Below are 17,167 nucleotides of genomic sequence, written 5' to 3'. Positions count from 1 at the left end.
TCATTGCTGTCCTTGGTTGTAGAGCGCCTGGGCGGCGGCGAGGTCCTGCACGATGTGGCCCAACGACTTGTAGACCGTGACCTGGTCGGCGGACTGCCGGCCCGGAAGGTCGCCGGCCAGCACCTGGCCTATCTCGCCGACCACGTGGCTGTCGTCCACCAGGCCCGCGGCCTTGGCGCGGAGGAACTCCGCCCCCTGGGCCAGCACGCCCTCGCGGCTGTCCGCGATGAACCGGGCGCGGGTGACCACCTCGTGGTCGGCTTCGCTGGGGCCGGCGTAGCTGGAGCCCACCAGGTTGACGTGCGCGCCGGGCGCCAGCCACGCGCCTTCCAGGATCGGCTCGGAAGCGCCGCTCACGGTGGTGACGATGTCGGCGCCCTGTACGGCCTGCCGGGCCGCGGGCGCCGCGAAACTCGGGATCCTGAGTTCGCGCTCCAGCCGCCTCGCGGCGGCGGCGGCGCGCTCGGGCGACCGGCCCCAGATGGTGATCGCCTCCAGCCGCCGGACGCGGGATATGGCGTGGGCATGGGTGATGGCCTGCTCGCCATAGCCGAGGATCGCCAGCCGGCGCGCCTCGGGCCGAGCCAGGGCGTCGGTCGCGACGGCGCTGGCCGCCGCGGTGCGGATGGCGGTGATCTCGCCCGCGTGGGCGACGCAGACGGGAACGCCGCTCTCGCCGTCGAACAGCACCACCACGCCCTGATGGGACTGGACGCCCTTGGCGAAGTTCTCCGGGAAGACGCTGATGAGCTTGGCGCCGAACACCGCCCGCTCACCCAGGGCGCCTGGCATGACGCCGAACATCCGGCCGTCCCCCAGCGGGATGATCGCGCGGAGCAACTGACGCGTCTGGCCACGGGAGAGCGCGACCATCGCGTCGCGCACCAGCGGGATGCAGACCTCGTAGGTGAGCCGTCGGCGGACCTCGTCCTGGTCGATGACGCGCATCAGGCCGGCCTCCCGTTCAGCCAGGCGACGCAGGCGAGATCCTGCACCGCATGGCCAAGCGACTTGTAGAGGGTGACCTCCGCATCGGACGTACGGCCGGGCGCCGCCCCGGCCAGCACCTCGCCGATCTCGGCGGCGATGTGGCTCTCGTCCGCCATTCCCGCCGCCCTGGCGCGGAGGAACTCGCCGCCGTGGACCAGCACATGCTCGCGATGGTCGACGATGTAGCGGCTGCGCGCGACCAGGGCCCCGTCGGCCTCGGCCTGGGCGGGGCCGCTCGAGCCCACCAGGTTCACGTGCGTCCCAGGCGCAATCCAGGCGCCTTCCAGCACCGGGTCGGCGGCGGTCGTCACCGTGCAGACCACATCGGCGTGCTGCACGGCGGTCTCTGCGTCGCCGGCCACCCGGCAGGGCAGCCCGGTCGCGTCCGTCATCCGGGCGGCGAAGGCCGCGGCGCGCACAGCGTCTCGGCCCCAGACGCGGACCTCCTCCAGCACCCGGACGTGAGCGATCGCGCGGATGTGGGCCTCGGCCTGACGCCCGGTTCCCAGGACCGCCAGCCGGCGCGCGTCGGCGCGGGCGAGAGCGTCGGTCGCCACCGCGCTGGCGGCGGCGGTGCGGATGGCGGTCACCTCGCCCGCGTCGGCCAGGCAGACAGGCGCCCCGCCCTCCCCGTCGAACAGCACCACCAGCCCCTCGTGCGACTTGCCGCCCTTCCCGTCCGCGAAGACGCTGACGAGCTTGGCCCCGAACACCGCCGTCTCGTCGAGGGCGGCCGGCATGATGGCGAAGGTGCGGCCGGGTCCCAGGCCGATGAAGCTGCGCAGTTGCTGGCGCACGCGGCCGGACGACAGGGCGACCATGGCGCGGCGCAGGACCGGAATGGCGGCCTCGTGAGTCAGCGCGGCGCGGACGGCGGCGGCGTCCAGCACTTCGATGCCGGCGATGGTCGCTCCCATCTCTCCTCGCCACCCCCTTGGAAACAGAAGCCGGCGGCGCCCTGGGGTGGCGCCGCCGTCTGGTACCCGGCCCGAACCTCAGCCCGGGCCGTTACTAGCCTAGAACCGGGCGTTGACGCCGACGAAGTAGCGCCGGCCCAGGATGTCGCCGTAAGTCCGCGTCGGATACGAGGGCTGCTCGTCCGTCAGGTTCGTGACGCCCGCGCGCAGCGTATAGGCGCCGAAGTCGTAGGAGCCCGACACGTTGTGGCGCCAGTTCTCCTTGATGTGGGGCACCGGCACATCCTCGATGGTGGAGGTGTAGGTGGCCTTCACCGGCGACAGGTAGTTGACCGTGTAGGTGAGCCGCAGCGGCCCCTTGCGATAGCGTGCGTCGAACTTGCCCGCGAAGTCCGGCGATGGGCCGAAGTCCGTCGTCGAAGAGGTGTTGTCGACGCGGGTCCGGTCCACGCCCGTGACCGAGATCTCGTACTTCTCGATGCGCGTGGCCTCGAAGTTCAGCTCCAGCTCGCCCAGGTCCGCGTCGTCGAAGTAGCGGCCGATCGGGAAGCTGTAGTTGATGTTGTAGACCTCGCCGCGGAACGTCATCCGGCCCGCATTGAACGTGGTGGAGAGCGCGGTGGCGGTGTTGCCCTGGGCGTCGCGGGTGAAGGTGCCGCAGATGTCCTCCGGCTGGTCGACCGAGTCGTAGCAGGTCGCCATGAAGCTGGCGGGCGTGAAGTTGGACAGGCCGTCCTTCAGGTCCACCTCGACGCGGTCGGCGACGATCGACAGTCCCGGCACGAAGGTGGGCTGGAAGACGAAACCGTAGGTCCAGGTCTTCGAGATCTCGTTCCGCAGGTCGGGGTTGCCGCCCGAGGTCACCAGCGCCCGGCTGAAGTTCTCGGACTGGTTCTGGAAGGTGGCCAACGGCCCGTAGCCCGGATTGGCCGCGAACAGGGCTTCGCAGTTGGCGCGGCGGACGGCCGGGTTCGGGCCGCCGGCGATCCGGTCCGCATCGCACGGATCGTTCCCCGTGTTGGCCAGGACGGTGCGTTGCGGCGCGAGCAACTGATCCAGGTTCGGCGCCCGGAAGTTGCGGCTGCGGGAGGCGCGGACGCTGAAGCCTTCGACGACCTCCCAGCGGCCGCCGACGCCCCAGACGTCTTCCTTGCCGGCGAGCGAGTTGTCGACGAAGCGATACGAGCCGGTCAGCTCCACCGCACGGGCGAAGGGCAGCGTGACGTCGCCGCCCAGCACCGGCACGAGGACTTCGCCGGAGAGCTCCTCGGTGTTGTAGCCGCCGCCCGTCGCCAGGGTCGGCGACTGGGAACCGGTGAGCCCCCGCTGCAGCGACGTGAGCGGGACGAACTTGGCCTTCTCCTCACGGTGCTCGTAGGCGGCGCTGAACTTCACGGCGCCGGCCGGCAGATTGAAGAGATCGCCGCCGATGGTCGCCAGGAAGTCGTCCTGGGTGTTCAGGTAATCCTGGCCGATCAGGCTGGTGGCGTAGAGGCGCGCCTCCTGGCTGACGTTGCCGTTCCCGAAGGGATTGATCGGCGCGCAGGCGGGATCGTCGTTGGCGGTCGTCCCGTCGGCGTTGACGCCGCAGACGATGGCGCCCTGGCTGTTCCGCACCGCGTTGATCGCGTTGTTGAACCGCGCGGTATAGACGCCGTAGCCGCGCGTCTTGCCGTCGGCCTCGGCGTGGCTGAACGACAGGCTCCAGTAGAAGTTGCGGTCGGCGAAGTCGAAGTCGCCGTCGAGCGAGACCAGAGCGCGGAAGGTGTCGGTCTGGTAGGTCTGCTCCCGGGTCGGCAGCAGGTCGTCCCACCACTTCGAAAGGGTGAGCGGCGCGCCGGCCGGGCCGAGGACCGCGCGAACCGCGTCCGACAGATAGGGGTTGGTCCGCGAGACGCTGATCGGGCCGGAGCCGCTGGCGGCGTTGTTCAGGACCGTGTTGCTGGCCTGGTTGCCGTAGGGGTCGCGGGTCTCGACGCGGGCGAACAGCAGCTCGCCCGAGAGCTTGATCCGGTCAGTGAGGTCGTAGTGGCCGATGACCGTGCAGGTCCACCGCTCCACGCCGGCGAAAAGCGCGGCGAGTTCCTGGTAGGGCTGGCCGTCGCCGCCGCTGGTGAACGGCGGCACGTTGTTGTTGAGCAGGGCGCCGACGCTGTAGGGGATCAGCGTCTGGCCGTCGGGGCTGAACTGCTGCGGCGTCCCATTCACGCGATAGATCGAGCTGGCGAAGGGCGGGCCGGGATTGAACAGCACGCCGTTGGCGTTGAAGCTGACAAACCGGGTGTCGAAGTTCTCGGTGACCGCCGGGACGCCATCCGAGGGCCCCCGGTTCGCCGGGTTCGAAATGGTCACGCGGCCGAGGTTCGAGCGCGGCCGGTCGTAGTCGTAGAGCGGCCGGGTCTTGGACCATTCCAGGTTCACCGCGACGTTGGCGCGGTCGTCCAGGAAGTTGCGGCCGCCCGTGGCCCGCAGGCTCTGCTGCGGATAGTCTTCGCGCGAGCTGATCCCGTACTGGGCGTCCAGCTCCAGGCCCTCGAAGTCCTCCTTCAGGATGTAGTTCACCACGCCCGCGACGGCGTCGGAGCCGTAGACCGCCGCGCCCCCCGCCTGGGCGATGTCGATGCGTTGGATGAGGCCGGTCGGGATGATGTTGGTGTCCACCACCCGCTCGCCTGCGCCCGCCCCGGCGCCCGAGCCGGCGGAGGTCGTCACGAACCGACGTCCGTTCACGAGCGTGAGCGTGCGGCCGGGACCGAGACCGAAGAGGTTGGGGAACTGCTGGCCGTTGCCGGCCGCCGAGCCGCTGCCGCCCGCGATGGCGAACTGCGGCATGTTGGCGGTGACTTCGTTGAGCGCCTGGCCGGCCTGGACGAAGCCGCGATCGACGATCGCCTGGGCGTCCAGCACAGCGACCGGCGCCTCGGTGGTCGTCTCCGCCCGCCGGATCCGCGAGCCGGTGACGACGATCTCGTCGACGGCCTGGCCTTCGTCCTGGGCATAGGCCGGCGCCGCCGCCGCCGAAACCAGCAGGCCCGCGCCCACCATGATGCTGGAAGCGAGCAGCCGCCCGCGAACCGAATTCCCGCTCATCCTATCCCCCAAGACTTCCGATACCGCCGATGCGTCCCTTTGGGCCGCCCGTCTCCGCAGGTCTGACCCGTGATTAGGTTAGTCAGCCGAGCGGGAATTTTCTTTGCGTTCTCGTCACTGTCATCGCTGTGACGCAGATCGGTCATGCAAACCGCAACGGAAACTTGCATGGCCTATGCGCTGAAGCTGCGGCGCGCTTCGAGCGCTATGCGCAGGCGCGACAGCCCCCTGTCGAGCTCCTCGGGCCTGGCGCCGAAGCCGATACGCACGTGGCCGGCCAGGCCGAAGTGTTCGCCCGGCGCGACGATCAGCCGATGCTCGCTCCAGAGCACCTCCGCCAAGCGAAGGGTGTCGGAGACGCCCACGACCCGGGGGAAGTACATGCAGCCGTGCGGCGGAACCTCCCCCTCCAGCAGCCCGGCGGCGATCATCGCCTGGGCGTGCCGCTCCACGACCGGCCGCGCGGCGGCGAGCGCTCCTCGCCAGTGCGCGTCGAAGGGCGCGATGTCCTCGAGGACGAGAGCGCCCAGGGCGTGCGTCAGCTTTGAGACGCCAAGGTCTCCCTGAGGGTTGGCAGCTTCGATCCGGGCGATGTTCTCGGGCGAGGCCGCGACCCAGCCGCAGCGGAGCGCAAAGAGGCCGTGCACCTTCGACAGGCTGCCAGTGACGATGAACTCCGGGGCGCGGAGCAGGTCCGCTGTCGAGCCCAGGAAGTCGGCGTAGACGGCGTCGATCAGCACGGGCACGCCGGCCCGGCGCGCGACCCCGCCGATCTCATCCAGCGCCGCCGGGGCCAGGGCCACGCCCGAGGGGTTGTGCAGGTGGGTGAGCAGGACGAGGCGTGTGTCCGGCCGGATCGCGGCTGCGAGTTCGGCCGGGTCGACCTGGAAGTGCGGGGCCCGGCGGGGCAGCCAGTCGACCACCGCCCCTGCATCGCGGGCCACCGTCGCCAGCAGATCGAAGCCGGGCTGCTCCACAAGCACCCGTTCGCCGGGGCGGACGAAGGCGCGGATCGCCATGGCCATGGCGCTGGTGGCCCCCGTGGCGCTGATCACCTGGTCGGGCGCGACGCCGTATCGGGCGCCCACGGCGCGGGCCAGGAAGCGGTTGCCGGACGAAAAGACGCTCTCGTAGCGGTCGGTGACGCCGCCGGCGAACGCGCTGCGGACGAGCTCGGCCAGCAGGTCGGTAGGCTCCGGGATGGTGGAGTCGAAGAGCATCGCCGCGGCGGGATCGCTTGCGCGGCGCGCCAGCGCAGTGCGGACCCAACGCGGATAGGTCTCGTCCGGAACGGCGACGCGCCGCCTCCGCGAGGCTTCCGACACTGTCAAAGCGACCCCCTAGCTCGACTGCATGCGCGGCGATCAAGGAACGCCCGTCACAACGCCAGAGGAGATCGTAATCCGTCGTCTGGGATTTTCTTGTCGTTGTCCTGCTTGACGGAAGCCGTTTGCGCATCCGCTATGCACAGGCACGGAAAGGCGAGCATAAGCTATGTCGACCAAACTCGACACCATCGACCTCAAGATCCTCGACCTCATGCAGCGCGACGCCTCGCTGTCCACGGCGGAGCTCGCGGAGCGCGTCGGCCTCTCCCAGTCCCCCTGCTGGCGCCGGATCCAGCGGCTGCGGGAGGAGGGCTACATCACCTCGGTGGTGGCGATCGTCGACCCGCGGAAGCTGGGCTTCACGATGCAGATCTTCGCGCAGGTGAAGATGACCACGCTCAGCGAGGCCGAGCGGGCGGACTTCTACCGACAGATCAACAATATCCCCGAGATCCTGGAGTGCTGGACCGTGTTCGGGGAAATGGACGCGATGATGAAGATCCTCGCCCCCGACGTGGTCTGGTACCAGGACTTCGTGTTCGCCGTCCTGCTCAAGCTGCCGGGCGTCGTCGACGTCCGGTCGATCGTGACGCTGGCGGAATCGAAGACAACGACGGCGGTGCCCCTGCGAGCACGCCAATTCCGCTGACGGCCTGCTCCCCGGCATGCGCATGCGCGCCCCTGGAAGCGCACGCATAATCCATTCACCGCGCCCTCCCGCGGCGCAGGACAACGAAAGAACAATCCCGCCGCCCGAAGCTAGGCTCTGCGGGAGGAGACTCGGATGACGTTCACCCGCCGCGCCCTGGTCGCCGCCGCAGCCGCCGCGCCAGCCCTGGCGGACGGCGCAGCCGCGGCCGCCCCACCCGCAGCCGCCCCGGCCGCCCTTCCCGCCAGATCGGCGTTCGCAGCCATGCCGTACGTCTATCTGGACTCCGGCTCGACCCATCCGATGCCGCTCGGCGCCCGCACCGCGCTCGAAGACTACCTCCGCTACAAGACGCGCGCCGCCGACGCCCCGGCCCTGGACATGGGCGAGAAGGAGAGGAACGTCATCGCCGCGTTCGGCGAGCTGGTCGGCGCGAGCCCGGACGAACTCAGCCTCGTCCAGTCGACCACCATGGGCGAGAATCTGGTCCTCCAGGGGCTGGGCCTGCCGGTCGCCGGCGGACGGATCGTCACCGACGCACTGCACTTTTTCGGCTCCTTCTACACCTACGGCGAGATGGCCAAGGCGGGTGTGGACGTCGTCACACTGCCGATGACCCGCGAGGGGCGTATCGACCTCGACCAGATGGCCGCCGCGGTGAACGACAAGACCCGCTTGGTCGCGATCAGCGCGGTCTCCACGACCAACGGCTTCCAGCACGACCTGAAGCGCGTCTGCGACATCGCGCATGCGCACGGCGCCTACGTCTACGCCGACCTGGCGCACGCCGCCGGGGCGGTCCCCCTGGACCTGCGGGCGACGGGCGTCGATTTCGCGGCCACGTCTTCCTACAAGTGGCTGATGGGCGACTTCGGCCTGGGCTTCCTCTACGTGCGTAAGGAACTCCAGCAGAAGGTGAAGCGGCCCTGGTGGGGCTACCACCAGGTGGGCCGTTTCCAGACGCACGTCTTCCCCTACGACGCCCCAGGCGCGGCGGTCGCGGACTATGCCGCACAGCCCAACGCCGCCGGCCTCTTCGGCATGGGGACGACCTCGTGGACCGGCGTCGTCCAGCTCGACCACACCCTGCCCTGGATCCGGGCGCTGGACGTCGGCCGCATACAGGCCTGGCGCCAGCCGATGATCGACGCTGTCCAGACCGAGCTGCGCCGGCGGGGATACGAGCCGCTGACTCCGCTGGACTCCCGCACGCCGCTGGTCGCATTCGCGCTCAAGGACGCCCGGAGCAGGCTCCGCGATCCGCTGGCCAAGGGAGACGTACGGATCACGGTCTCCCAGAACCGCTTCCGCGTCTCGGTGTCGGTCTTCAACGACATGAACGATATCGACCGTCTGCTCGCCGCGCTGCCGAAGGCTCCGCCCGCGTGACACGGCTCCTTCCGGCGATCGCCGCCGCCCTGCTTTCCGCCGGCCCCGCGGCGGCCCAGGCCCCGCCGTTCGAGCTGGCCGTGTCGGCGCCGCGCGCCGAGGCCAGCGCTGCGCCGGCGCCCGCCCCGCCGCGCCGGTTCGTCACGAAGCATCGGACCACCATCCGCGGTCAGCGGATCGACTACACGGCCACGGCCGGCGAGACCTATCTGTCGTCTCCGGGCGGAGAGCCCATCGGCAGCATCTTCAGCTTCGCCTACGTCAAGGACGGGCCGCGCGATCCCAGGCGTCCGGTCCTGTTCGTCTTCAACGGCGGCCCGGGTTCGTCGTCGCTGTGGCTGCACATGGGCGTGGTCGGCCCGCGCCGGGTGGCGCTCGATCGCGAGGTGAACCCCAGCAACGTCCCGCCGTTCGGGGTCGCCGACAACCCGGACAGCCTGCTCGACGTGGCCGACCTGGTGTTCATCGACCCGGTGGGGACCGGCTTCAGCCGCGCGGTCGGGAGCGGCCGCCCGGAAGACTTCTGGGGCGTCGATCAGGACGCCGATTCCGTGGCCCAGTTCATCGAGCTGTGGCTGACCGAGAATGGCCGCTGGGGCGCGCCCAAGTTCCTGATGGGCGAGAGCTACGGCAGCGTGCGCGCCGCCTTGCTCCCGCGCGCTCTCATGGGCGGCCCGACCTACCTCGGCGTGATGCGCGGCATCACTGTGAACGGGATCGTGCTGCTGGGCGCCACGTTTGATGGGCGCGACGTGCCGCCGAAGCCCGAGCGGGCCTTTTCCGCGGCCGCCGACGATTTCACTGCCCAGGCCGCGGTCGCCTGGGCCCACGGACGGACGGCGCACCAGGCGAAGCCGCTCGCCGCCTTCCAGGCGGAGGTCAACCGGTTCGCGGCCACCGACTACGAGGATGCGCTCCGCCGCAGCGCCGCTGGCGCGCTCACGTCGGCGGAACGGCATGCGCTGGTCGCCAGGCTGAGCGGCTACACCGGCCTGCCGCCGACGGCCTATGCCAGCGACCTGAAGGTCAGCACCGGCCAGTTCGCCCGCCAGCTCCTGGCCGACAAGGGCCTCAGCGTCGGGCTCTACGACGGCCGCTACACCCTGCCGACCGCAGGGTCCGGGGGTGAACCGGTGGCCGACGATCCAGCCATGGGCCGCTACGTTCCGGGCTTCATCGCCGCCTTCCACCAGATGCTGCACGACGACCTGAAGGTCGACATGGGCCGGCCCTACGGGGCCATCGTGTGGAAGGATCTGCTCTCCAAATGGAAGTGGACGCGCGCCCAGACGCCGCCCGGCCAGAGCTTCGCCGTCGATCTCGCCACCGCGATGCGGCGCAACGAGCGGCTGCGCGTGCTGGTCGCCTCCGGCAACTACGACCTGGTCACCACCCCGGCGGCGGCGCGCCGCAGCCTCGAGGCGGCCCAGTTGCCGGTCGGTCGGGTGACCTTCCGCGACTATCCCTCAGGGCACATGCTCTACGTGGGCGACACCGCGGCCGCGTTCTCCGACGACGTCCGCGCCCTCATCCGCGCCGCCAGCTAGTTCAGACCGGTACGGCCGTGGTGTACTTCACCTGGCTCAGCGCGAAGTGCGAGGCCGAGGTGTCGACGTTCGGGTGCGCCAGCAGCTCGCGCATGAGGAAGCGCTCATAGCCGGCCACGTCGGGCACCACGATGCGCATCAGGTAGTCCCACTCGCCGGACATGGAGTAGCACTCCATCACCTCCGGCCGGCCCAGCAGATAGCGCTCGAACGCCTCGCGCACCGCCGGCTCGTGCGACTTGGCGCGGACCTGCAGCATCACGCTGACCCCGCGGCCGACCTTCTGCGGATCCACCAGCCGCACGGCGCCGCGCAGGACGCCCGACTCTTCGAGCGCGCGGATCCGCCGCCAGCACGAGGTCGGCGAAGCCCCCACCTTCTCCGCCAGGGCGGCGTGACTCACCCCCGCGTCGGCCTGCAACTCGCGTACGATGCGGCGGTCGATCTCGTCCAATGAAACGTTCCTTTCGCGCGGTGGCTGATTTTCGGCTTCGCGTTCCAATCCTGCTCGCGTGGCCGGACAGTTTGGAAGCCATTTCTGCGCGGATGCGCTTAGATTCCGTCTATGAGCGAGCCTAAGGCCCATATGCCGCCCGCGCCGCCTGAAGGCGCCGCCGCGGACTGGACCGTCCCGCAGGGCTGGTCCGCCTACACGCCTGCCGAGCATGCGATGTGGGACCGGCTGTTCGAACGCCAGAGCGCCATGCTGCCGGGTCGCGTCACGCCCGCCTTCCTCAAAGGCCTGGACGTTCTGCGGCTGTCCAAGCCGGGCATCCCCGATTTCGAGGAGCTCTCGGAGCGGCTGACGAAGGCGACGGGCTGGCGCGTGGTCGCCGTGCCGGGGCTGGTCCCCGACGAAGTCTTCTTCCGCCACCTCGCCAACCGGACCTTCGTGGCCGGCAACTTCATCCGCACGCCCGAACAGATCGACTACCTGCAGGAGCCGGACGTGTTCCACGACGTGTTCGGGCACGTCCCGCTGCTCGCCGATCCGGTCTTCGCCGACTACATGCAGGCCTACGGCGAGGGCGGGCTGCGCTCCCTGGGCTTCGGCGCCCTGCACAAACTGGCGCGTCTCTACTGGTACACCGTGGAGTTCGGGCTGGTGCGCGAGGGCGGCGACCTGCGGCTCTACGGCGCCGGCATCGTCTCGAGCTACGGCGAGTCCGTTTTCGCGCTGGACGATCCCTCCCCGAACCGGATCGGCTTCGACCTCAAGCGCGTCATGCGCACGCCCTACCGGATCGACGACTACCAGCAGACCTACTTCGTCATCGACAGCTTCGAAGACCTGCTGCGCCAGACGCTCGAGACCGACTTCGCGCCGCTCTACGCCGAGCTGGAGACGGCCTCCGACCTCGACCTCGCCACCATCCAGCCGGGCGACACGGTCCTGCACCGCGGCAGCCAGGCCTACGCCCAATCCAGGAAGGTTCGCGCCTGATGACCACCTTGCTCGAGGCCTCGTCGGACGTGCTGTTCGCCGGCCTGACCCCGCAGCCGCCGGATGTCGTGCTGTCGCTGATCAAGCTGTTCCGCGACGACCCGCGCCCGAACAAGATCGACGTGGGCGTCGGCGTCTATCGCGACGCGCAGGGCCGCACGCCCGTCTTCCAGGCCATGAAGGCCGCCGAGCGCCGGCTGCTCGAGATCCAGGAAACCAAGGCCTACCTCGGCCCCGAGGGGGATTTCGGCTTCCTCGAACGCATCCAGCCGATCGTCTTCGGCGACGGCGCGGCCGCCTCGGACCTGTTCTCGGTGCAGACGCCCGGCGGCACCGGCGCGCTCAGGCTCGCCGCCGAACTCGCCCAGGCCGGGCGACCGGGCGCCCGTATCTGGCTCGGCGCGCCGAGCTGGCCCATCCACAGCCAGATCTTCGCGGAGGCGGGGCTGCAGATCGCCACCTTCCGCCAGTTCGACCAGGCGTCGCAGACGCTCTGCTTCGACGAAATGATCGGGGCGCTGCGACAGGCTTCCCCCGGCGACGTCGTCCTGCTGCACGCCTGCTGCCATAACCCGTCGGGCGCGGACCCCGACGTCGGCCAATGGCGCGAGTTGGCCGGGGTGATCGCCGGCCGCGGTCTCGTGCCCCTGCTCGACATCGCCTACCAGGGGCTGGGCGACGGCCTGGAACCCGACGCCGCCGGCCTGCGGATCGTCATGGAGGCGGTCGACAACGCCATGGTCGCCTTCTCCTGCGACAAGAACTTCGGCCTCTACCGCGAACGGACAGGCGCCCTGTTCGTCCGGGCCCGGCGCCACCACGAGGCGGCGCGCACCAACGTGCTGAAGATCGCCCGCTGTGCGTGGTCCATGCCGCCGGATCACGGCGCCGCCGCGGTGCGCGTGATCCTTGAGGACCCGGCGCTCACCGGGCTCTGGCGCGAGGAGCTGGACGCCCAGCGCCGGCGGCTGCAGGAGGTCCGTGAAGGCCTGGCCGACGCCGACCCGCGCTTCGAGCCGTTCCGAAACCAGCGCGGCCTGTTCTCGCTTCTGCCGATCGCCCCCGCGCAGGTGGACGCCATGCGCCGCGACCACGGCGTCTACATGACCGGCAACGGCCGCATCAACATCGCCGGCCTGACGGCCGAGACCATCCCCGCCTTCGCAGCCGCCTACGCGGCCTGCGTCCCCAACTGAGACACGCGAGCAGACCATGAGCCAGATCACCGCCGAGAACCCGCTGGGCCTGGACGGCTTCGAATTCGTCGAGTTCACCAGCCCCGAGCCGGAGAAGATGAAGGGGCTTCTGGAGCAGATGGGCTTCACCGCCTACGCCCGGCATCCATCGAAGGACGTCGTGCGCTACAAGCAGGGCCGCACCAACCTGCTGGTGAACCAGGAGGCCACGGGGCAGGCCGCCGCCTTCCGCGGCGACCACGGACCGTCGGCGAACGGCATGGCCTTCCGGGTGGCGGACGCCAAGGCCGCCTACGAGACGGCGCTCTCTCGCGGCGCCAAGGCGGCCGACCCCTCCCAGGGCGCCCTGGGTGAAGACTCCTACGTGCTCGAAGGCATCGGCGGCAGCCTGCTGTACCTGGTCGACCGGTTCGGCGACAAAGGCTCGATCTACGACGGCTGGGAGCAGATCCCCGGCGCGGCGGAGGCCGAGGCGGCGAACAGCGTGGGCCTCGACCTGCTGGACCACCTGACCCACAACGTGCGCCGCGGCCAGATGCGCACCTGGTCGGCCTTCTACAATCAGATCTTCGGCTTCGAGGAGCAGAAGTACTTCGACATCAAGGGCCAGGCGACGGGCCTCTTCAGCCAGGCGATGATCGCGCCGGACAAGGCCATCCGCATCCCGCTCAACGAGAGCCAGGACGACAAGAGCCAGATCGAGGAGTTCATCCGCGAGTACAACGGCGAGGGCATCCAGCACCTCGCCCTGACGACCGAGGACATCTACGACACCGTCGAGCGCCTGCGCGCCCGCGGCGTGAAGCTGCAGGACACCATCGAGACCTACTACGAGCTCGTGGACAAGCGCGTCCCCGGCCACGGCGAGGATCTGGACCGCCTGAAGAAGAACCGCATCCTGATCGACGGCGACGTGGAGAAGGACGGGATCCTGCTGCAGATCTTCACCGAGAACCTGTTCGGACCGATCTTCTTCGAGATCATCCAGCGGAAGGGCAACGAAGGCTTCGGCAACGGCAACTTCCAGGCGCTGTTCGAGTCCATCGAGCTCGACCAGATCCGCCGGGGCGTCATCCAGGTCGAGGCCTGACGTGACGGACCGCGTGAACGCGCCGCCGGCCTACGGCGTCGGCTTCGGCAACAGCTTCGCCACCGAGGCCGTGCCCGGCGCCCTGCCGCAGGGCCGCAACTCGCCGCAGCGGCCGGCCTTCGGCCTCTATGCCGAACAGCTCTCCGGCAGCGCGTTCACGGCGCCGCGCCATGAGAACCGCCGCTCGTGGCTCTATCGCCTGCGGCCGAGCGCGTCGCATCCGCCCTACCGGCCCTATGCCGGCGCGCGGTGGCTGCGCTCCGGCCCTTTCGACGAGACGCCGGCCGATCCCAACCGCCTGCGATGGGACCCGCTGCCCCTGCCCTCCGAGCCCACGGACTTCGTGGACGGACTCGTGACCTACGCCGGGAACGGAGACGCGGCTTCGGGGGCCGGCATCGCGATCCACCTCTACGCCGCCAACCGCTCCATGAGCGGCCGTGTCTTCTACAACGCGGACGGCGAGCTGCTGATCGTGCCGCAGGAGGGCGTGCTGCGGATCGCCAGCGAACTCGGCCGCCTCGACGCGCCGCCCGGCCACATCGCCGTCGTGCCGCGCGGGGTCCGCTTCGGGGTCGAGCTGGACGGCCCCGCGCGCGGCTATGTGTGCGAGAATTACGGGCAGCCCTTCCGCCTGCCGGAACTGGGGCCCATCGGCGCCAACGGCCTGGCCAACGCCCGGGATTTCGAGACGCCCGTCGCCTGGTTCGAGGACCGGGACGAGCCCACCGAGGTGATCCAGAAGTTCCAGGGTCGGCTCTGGAGCACGACCCTCGACCACTCCCCGCTGGACGTGGTCGCCTGGCACGGCAACCTCGCGCCCTGCCGGTACGACCTCGCCCGCTTCAACACCATCGGCACGGTCAGCTACGACCACCCCGACCCGTCGATCTTCACCGTCCTGACCTCGCCGTCGGAGGCTCCGGGCACGGCGAACTGCGACTTCGTGATCTTCCCGCCCCGCTGGATGGTGGCCGAGGACACCTTCCGTCCGCCGTGGTTCCACCGCAACGTCATGAGCGAGTTCATGGGGCTCGTGCACGGGGCCTATGACGCCAAGGCCGGCGGCTTCGCGCCCGGCGGCGCGTCGCTGCACAACTGCATGAGCGGCCACGGACCGGATCTGGAGAGCCACGCCAAGGCCACGGCGGCCGAGCTGAAGCCGCACAAGATCGAGAACACCATGGCCTTCATGTTCGAGAGCCGCTGGGTGATCCGCCCGACGCGCTACGCGATGGAAGCCGGGACGCTGCAACGGGACTACGACGGCTGCTGGGACGGCTTCGCCAAGGCGGACCTGCCGAAGTGAGCCACCTGATCGACGACACGCACGACCCGGCCCGCAGGAGCTGGGTGGCGACGGCGCACGGCTCGGAGTTCCCGATCCAGAACCTGCCGCTGGGGGTGTTCAGCCCGCCGGGCGGCCGTCCCCGCGGCGGGGTGGCTATCGGCGACATGATCCTCGACCTGTCCCTGGCGGCGCGCTCGGGACTCCTCGCCGGTCCCGCAAAGCTGGCGGCGGAGGCCGCCTCCGGCCGCGAGCTGAACGCGCTGCTCGGCCTGGGCGCGGGCCCGCGGCGGGCGCTCCGGCGACGCCTGTCGGAGCTGCTCACCGACCGCTCTCCCGACCGGCCGGAGGTGGAGACCTGGCTCTACCCCACGGCGCGCTGCGAGCTGCACCTGCCGTGCGCCATCGGCGACTACACGGACTTCTACGCCGGCATCCACCACGCCCTGAACGTCGGCCGGCAGTTCCGGCCCGACAGCCCGCTGCTGCCCAACTACAAGCACGTGCCGATCGGCTACCACGGGCGGGCGTCGTCGGTGCGCGTCTCCGGCGCGGCGGTGCGCCGGCCGAACGGCCAGCGCAGGGCGCCCGACGCCGAGGCGCCGACCTTCGGCCCCGCCCAGCGGCTGGACCTGGAGCTCGAGCTGGGCGTCTGGATCGGCCCGGGCAACGCCCTGGGGGAGCCCATCGCGATCGGGCGGGCGGCCGACCACATCGCCGGCCTGTGCCTGCTCAACGACTGGTCGGCGCGCGATCTGCAGGCGTGGGAATACCAGCCGCTGGGTCCCTTCCTGGCGAAGAACTTCATGACCACGGTGTCGCCGTGGATCGTCACGGCCGAGGCCCTGGCGCCGTTCCGCACGGCGCAGCCCGCCCGCCCCGCGGGCGATCCCCGGCCCCTCCCCTACCTCTGGGACGAGACCGACCAGGCCAGCGGCGCCTTCGCCCTGGAACTCGAGGTGCTGATCGCCAGCGAGCAGATGCGCCGCCGGGGATCGCCGCCCCACCGCCTGGGCCGGGGCCCCGCCACCAATCTCTACTGGACGGTGGCCCAGATGGCCGCCCACCACACCAGCGGCGGCTGCGACCTGCGGCCCGGCGACCTGTTCGGCACCGGCACCATCTCCACGCCGGACGAGGCCGGCGTCGGCAGCCTGCTGGAGCTGACGCGCGGCGGCCAGCGGCCCGTGAGCCTGCCTACGGGAGAGACCCGGACCTTCCTGCAGGACGGCGACGAGCTGATCCTGGCGGGCTGGGCGCGGGCCGAGGGGTATGTCCCGATCGGCTTCGGCCCCTGCCGGGGCGTGGTGATCCCCGCGGCGGCGCCGGCTCCGGCCGCGGCCTGCGCGCCGTGAGCGAGCCCCCGGCCCGGCTGTTCGCCACCCCGGCCGGGGTGCGCCTTGGGCCCGTCGAGATCGTCCCCGACGGCGGCGCCCGCAACTTCGTGCTGCAGATCGGCGCGGGCCGCTTCCATGGCTTCGTCGTGCGGCGGGGGCAGGACGTCCGCGGCTATGTGGACCGCTGCCCCCACGCCGGCCTGCCCCTGGCCCAGACGCTGGACGCCTATCTCACCGGCGACGGCGCCCTGATCGCCTGCAGTTGGCACGGGGCCCTGTTCGACTGGGACGACGGCCACTGTGTCGGCGGCCCCTGCCCCGGCGCCACGCTCACCCCCTGGCCGGTCGCCGTCGAAGCCGGCTGGCTGCAGACGGCGTAATCCCGGCAGGCAGCGCCCGCCTCCCGGCACATGCGCTGGTGGGCCCGGCAGGAAACCCTATGCGCCGGCCAGCACCTAGCAAAAACAGGCACTTAGCGGTGCGCCAACGCCTGTTGTGTCACACCGCCTGTGTCACAGCAAGGCTCGGCCTTCCGGTTGCAGGTTCGAGTCCTGCGGAGGGACCAACAGCGATCCGAGCGGCCTTGCAGCCCCTCACGTTACCGCCCGCCTTTGTGACGGCAGCATCGTGGCCACCGAAACGGGCTGCTAGCCGCAGGCTGAAGGGTCCGAGGATTGGCCTCATCGATCACTGCTCGGAGCTGCCCAGCTGCCGTGCGCCACCGTGACTAATTCAGGTCCGCTCCCTCTGCTGTTTGAGGTTGAAGGGGCGGGGCTGGATCATCGCCGCGCTCCTCATTGTCGTCCCTCTCCTTCGGGTGGCTGCTCTCCGCGTCCTCGCGTGATTGCGCGCCTACATCCGGCCCAGGTAGCGTGCCTCGCATCCAATGGGGTGGGTGGCTA

The 17,167-nt window shown here is 70.4% G+C and carries 14 protein-coding genes; 9 read left to right on the top strand and 5 right to left on the bottom strand.

What is annotated here, in order from left to right:
• The 4 genes from ACE3Q8_RS09135 to ACE3Q8_RS09120 all read right to left on the bottom strand — a co-directional run bounded on the left by ACE3Q8_RS09135 (position 1) and on the right by ACE3Q8_RS09120 (position 6,217).
• Complete coding sequence (locus ACE3Q8_RS09135; RefSeq protein ID WP_374469961.1) at positions 1-948, bottom strand: ornithine cyclodeaminase family protein; 948 nt, start codon at positions 946-948, stop codon at positions 1-3.
• Entirely contained in the window at positions 948-1,907 is a 960-nt protein-coding gene (locus ACE3Q8_RS09130; RefSeq protein ID WP_374469960.1) for an ornithine cyclodeaminase family protein, read from the bottom strand. Before ACE3Q8_RS09130 ends, ACE3Q8_RS09135 begins: the two co-directional genes overlap by 1 nt.
• 99 nt (positions 1,908-2,006) lie before the next feature.
• Positions 2,007-4,997: a TonB-dependent receptor domain-containing protein gene (locus ACE3Q8_RS09125; protein ID WP_374469959.1), complete on the bottom strand. Its 2,991-nt coding sequence runs from the start codon at positions 4,995-4,997 to the stop codon at positions 2,007-2,009.
• A 173-nt stretch (positions 4,998-5,170) separates the two neighbouring features.
• A complete protein-coding gene (locus ACE3Q8_RS09120; RefSeq protein WP_374469958.1) occupies positions 5,171-6,217 on the bottom strand; it encodes a pyridoxal phosphate-dependent aminotransferase in 1,047 nt (348 codons plus the stop codon).
• 274 nt (positions 6,218-6,491) lie between these two features.
• Here ACE3Q8_RS09120 and ACE3Q8_RS09115 point away from each other — a divergent pair, with 274 nt between their 5' ends.
• The 3 genes from ACE3Q8_RS09115 (at position 6,492) to ACE3Q8_RS09105 (ending at position 9,910) form a co-directional block, all read left to right on the top strand.
• A complete protein-coding gene (locus tag ACE3Q8_RS09115) occupies positions 6,492-6,974 on the top strand; it encodes an Lrp/AsnC family transcriptional regulator (RefSeq protein WP_374469957.1) in 483 nt (160 codons plus the stop codon).
• A 135-nt stretch (positions 6,975-7,109) separates the two neighbouring features.
• Positions 7,110-8,363 (top strand): aminotransferase class V-fold PLP-dependent enzyme, encoded by a 1,254-nt coding sequence (locus ACE3Q8_RS09110; RefSeq protein WP_374469956.1) that lies wholly within the window; start codon positions 7,110-7,112, stop codon positions 8,361-8,363.
• On the top strand, positions 8,360-9,910 hold the full coding sequence (locus tag ACE3Q8_RS09105; RefSeq protein ID WP_374469955.1) for a S10 family peptidase: 1,551 nt from the start codon (positions 8,360-8,362) through the stop codon (positions 9,908-9,910). The genes ACE3Q8_RS09110 and ACE3Q8_RS09105 overlap by 4 nt, the downstream gene beginning before the upstream one ends.
• 1 nt (position 9,911) lies before the next feature.
• On the opposite strand, the gene ACE3Q8_RS09100 is transcribed toward ACE3Q8_RS09105, so the two are convergent.
• Positions 9,912-10,364: an Lrp/AsnC family transcriptional regulator gene (locus ACE3Q8_RS09100; RefSeq protein WP_374469954.1), complete on the bottom strand. Its 453-nt coding sequence runs from the start codon at positions 10,362-10,364 to the stop codon at positions 9,912-9,914.
• Between the two features lie 111 nt (positions 10,365-10,475).
• Here ACE3Q8_RS09100 and phhA point away from each other — a divergent pair, with 111 nt between their 5' ends.
• Genes phhA through ACE3Q8_RS09070 form a run of 6 tightly spaced genes read left to right on the top strand, consistent with a single transcriptional unit; the run spans position 10,476 to position 16,645 of the window.
• Positions 10,476-11,354 (top strand): phenylalanine 4-monooxygenase, encoded by an 879-nt coding sequence (gene phhA, locus ACE3Q8_RS09095; RefSeq protein WP_374469953.1) that lies wholly within the window; start codon positions 10,476-10,478, stop codon positions 11,352-11,354.
• Positions 11,354-12,550 (top strand): amino acid aminotransferase, encoded by a 1,197-nt coding sequence (locus tag ACE3Q8_RS09090; protein WP_374469952.1) that lies wholly within the window; start codon positions 11,354-11,356, stop codon positions 12,548-12,550. Before phhA ends, ACE3Q8_RS09090 begins: the two co-directional genes overlap by 1 nt.
• 16 nt (positions 12,551-12,566) lie before the next feature.
• The gene (gene hppD / locus ACE3Q8_RS09085) at positions 12,567-13,640 is read left to right on the top strand and encodes a 4-hydroxyphenylpyruvate dioxygenase (RefSeq protein WP_374469951.1); all 1,074 of its coding nucleotides are present in this window, start codon (positions 12,567-12,569) and stop codon (positions 13,638-13,640) included.
• Positions 13,641-13,653: 13 nt separating this feature from the next.
• Positions 13,654-14,949: a homogentisate 1,2-dioxygenase gene (gene hmgA / locus ACE3Q8_RS09080; protein WP_374470079.1), complete on the top strand. Its 1,296-nt coding sequence runs from the start codon at positions 13,654-13,656 to the stop codon at positions 14,947-14,949.
• Positions 14,946-16,283, top strand: coding sequence for a fumarylacetoacetase (gene fahA / locus ACE3Q8_RS09075; protein WP_374469950.1), 1,338 nt, complete (start codon positions 14,946-14,948; stop codon positions 16,281-16,283). Before hmgA ends, fahA begins: the two co-directional genes overlap by 4 nt.
• Positions 16,280-16,645, top strand: a complete 366-nt coding sequence (locus ACE3Q8_RS09070) for a Rieske (2Fe-2S) protein (protein ID WP_374469949.1) — start codon at positions 16,280-16,282, stop codon at positions 16,643-16,645. The genes fahA and ACE3Q8_RS09070 overlap by 4 nt, the downstream gene beginning before the upstream one ends.
• Positions 16,646-17,167: the final 522 nt, after the last annotated feature.

Origin of the sequence: Phenylobacterium sp., assembly GCF_041913825.1 — a bacterium.
In the GTDB taxonomy this organism is placed as follows: Bacteria; Pseudomonadota; Alphaproteobacteria; order Caulobacterales; family Caulobacteraceae; genus Phenylobacterium.
The sequence above is the reverse complement of the archived record's forward strand: the minus strand, read 5'-3'. Positions and strand labels throughout refer to the sequence as shown.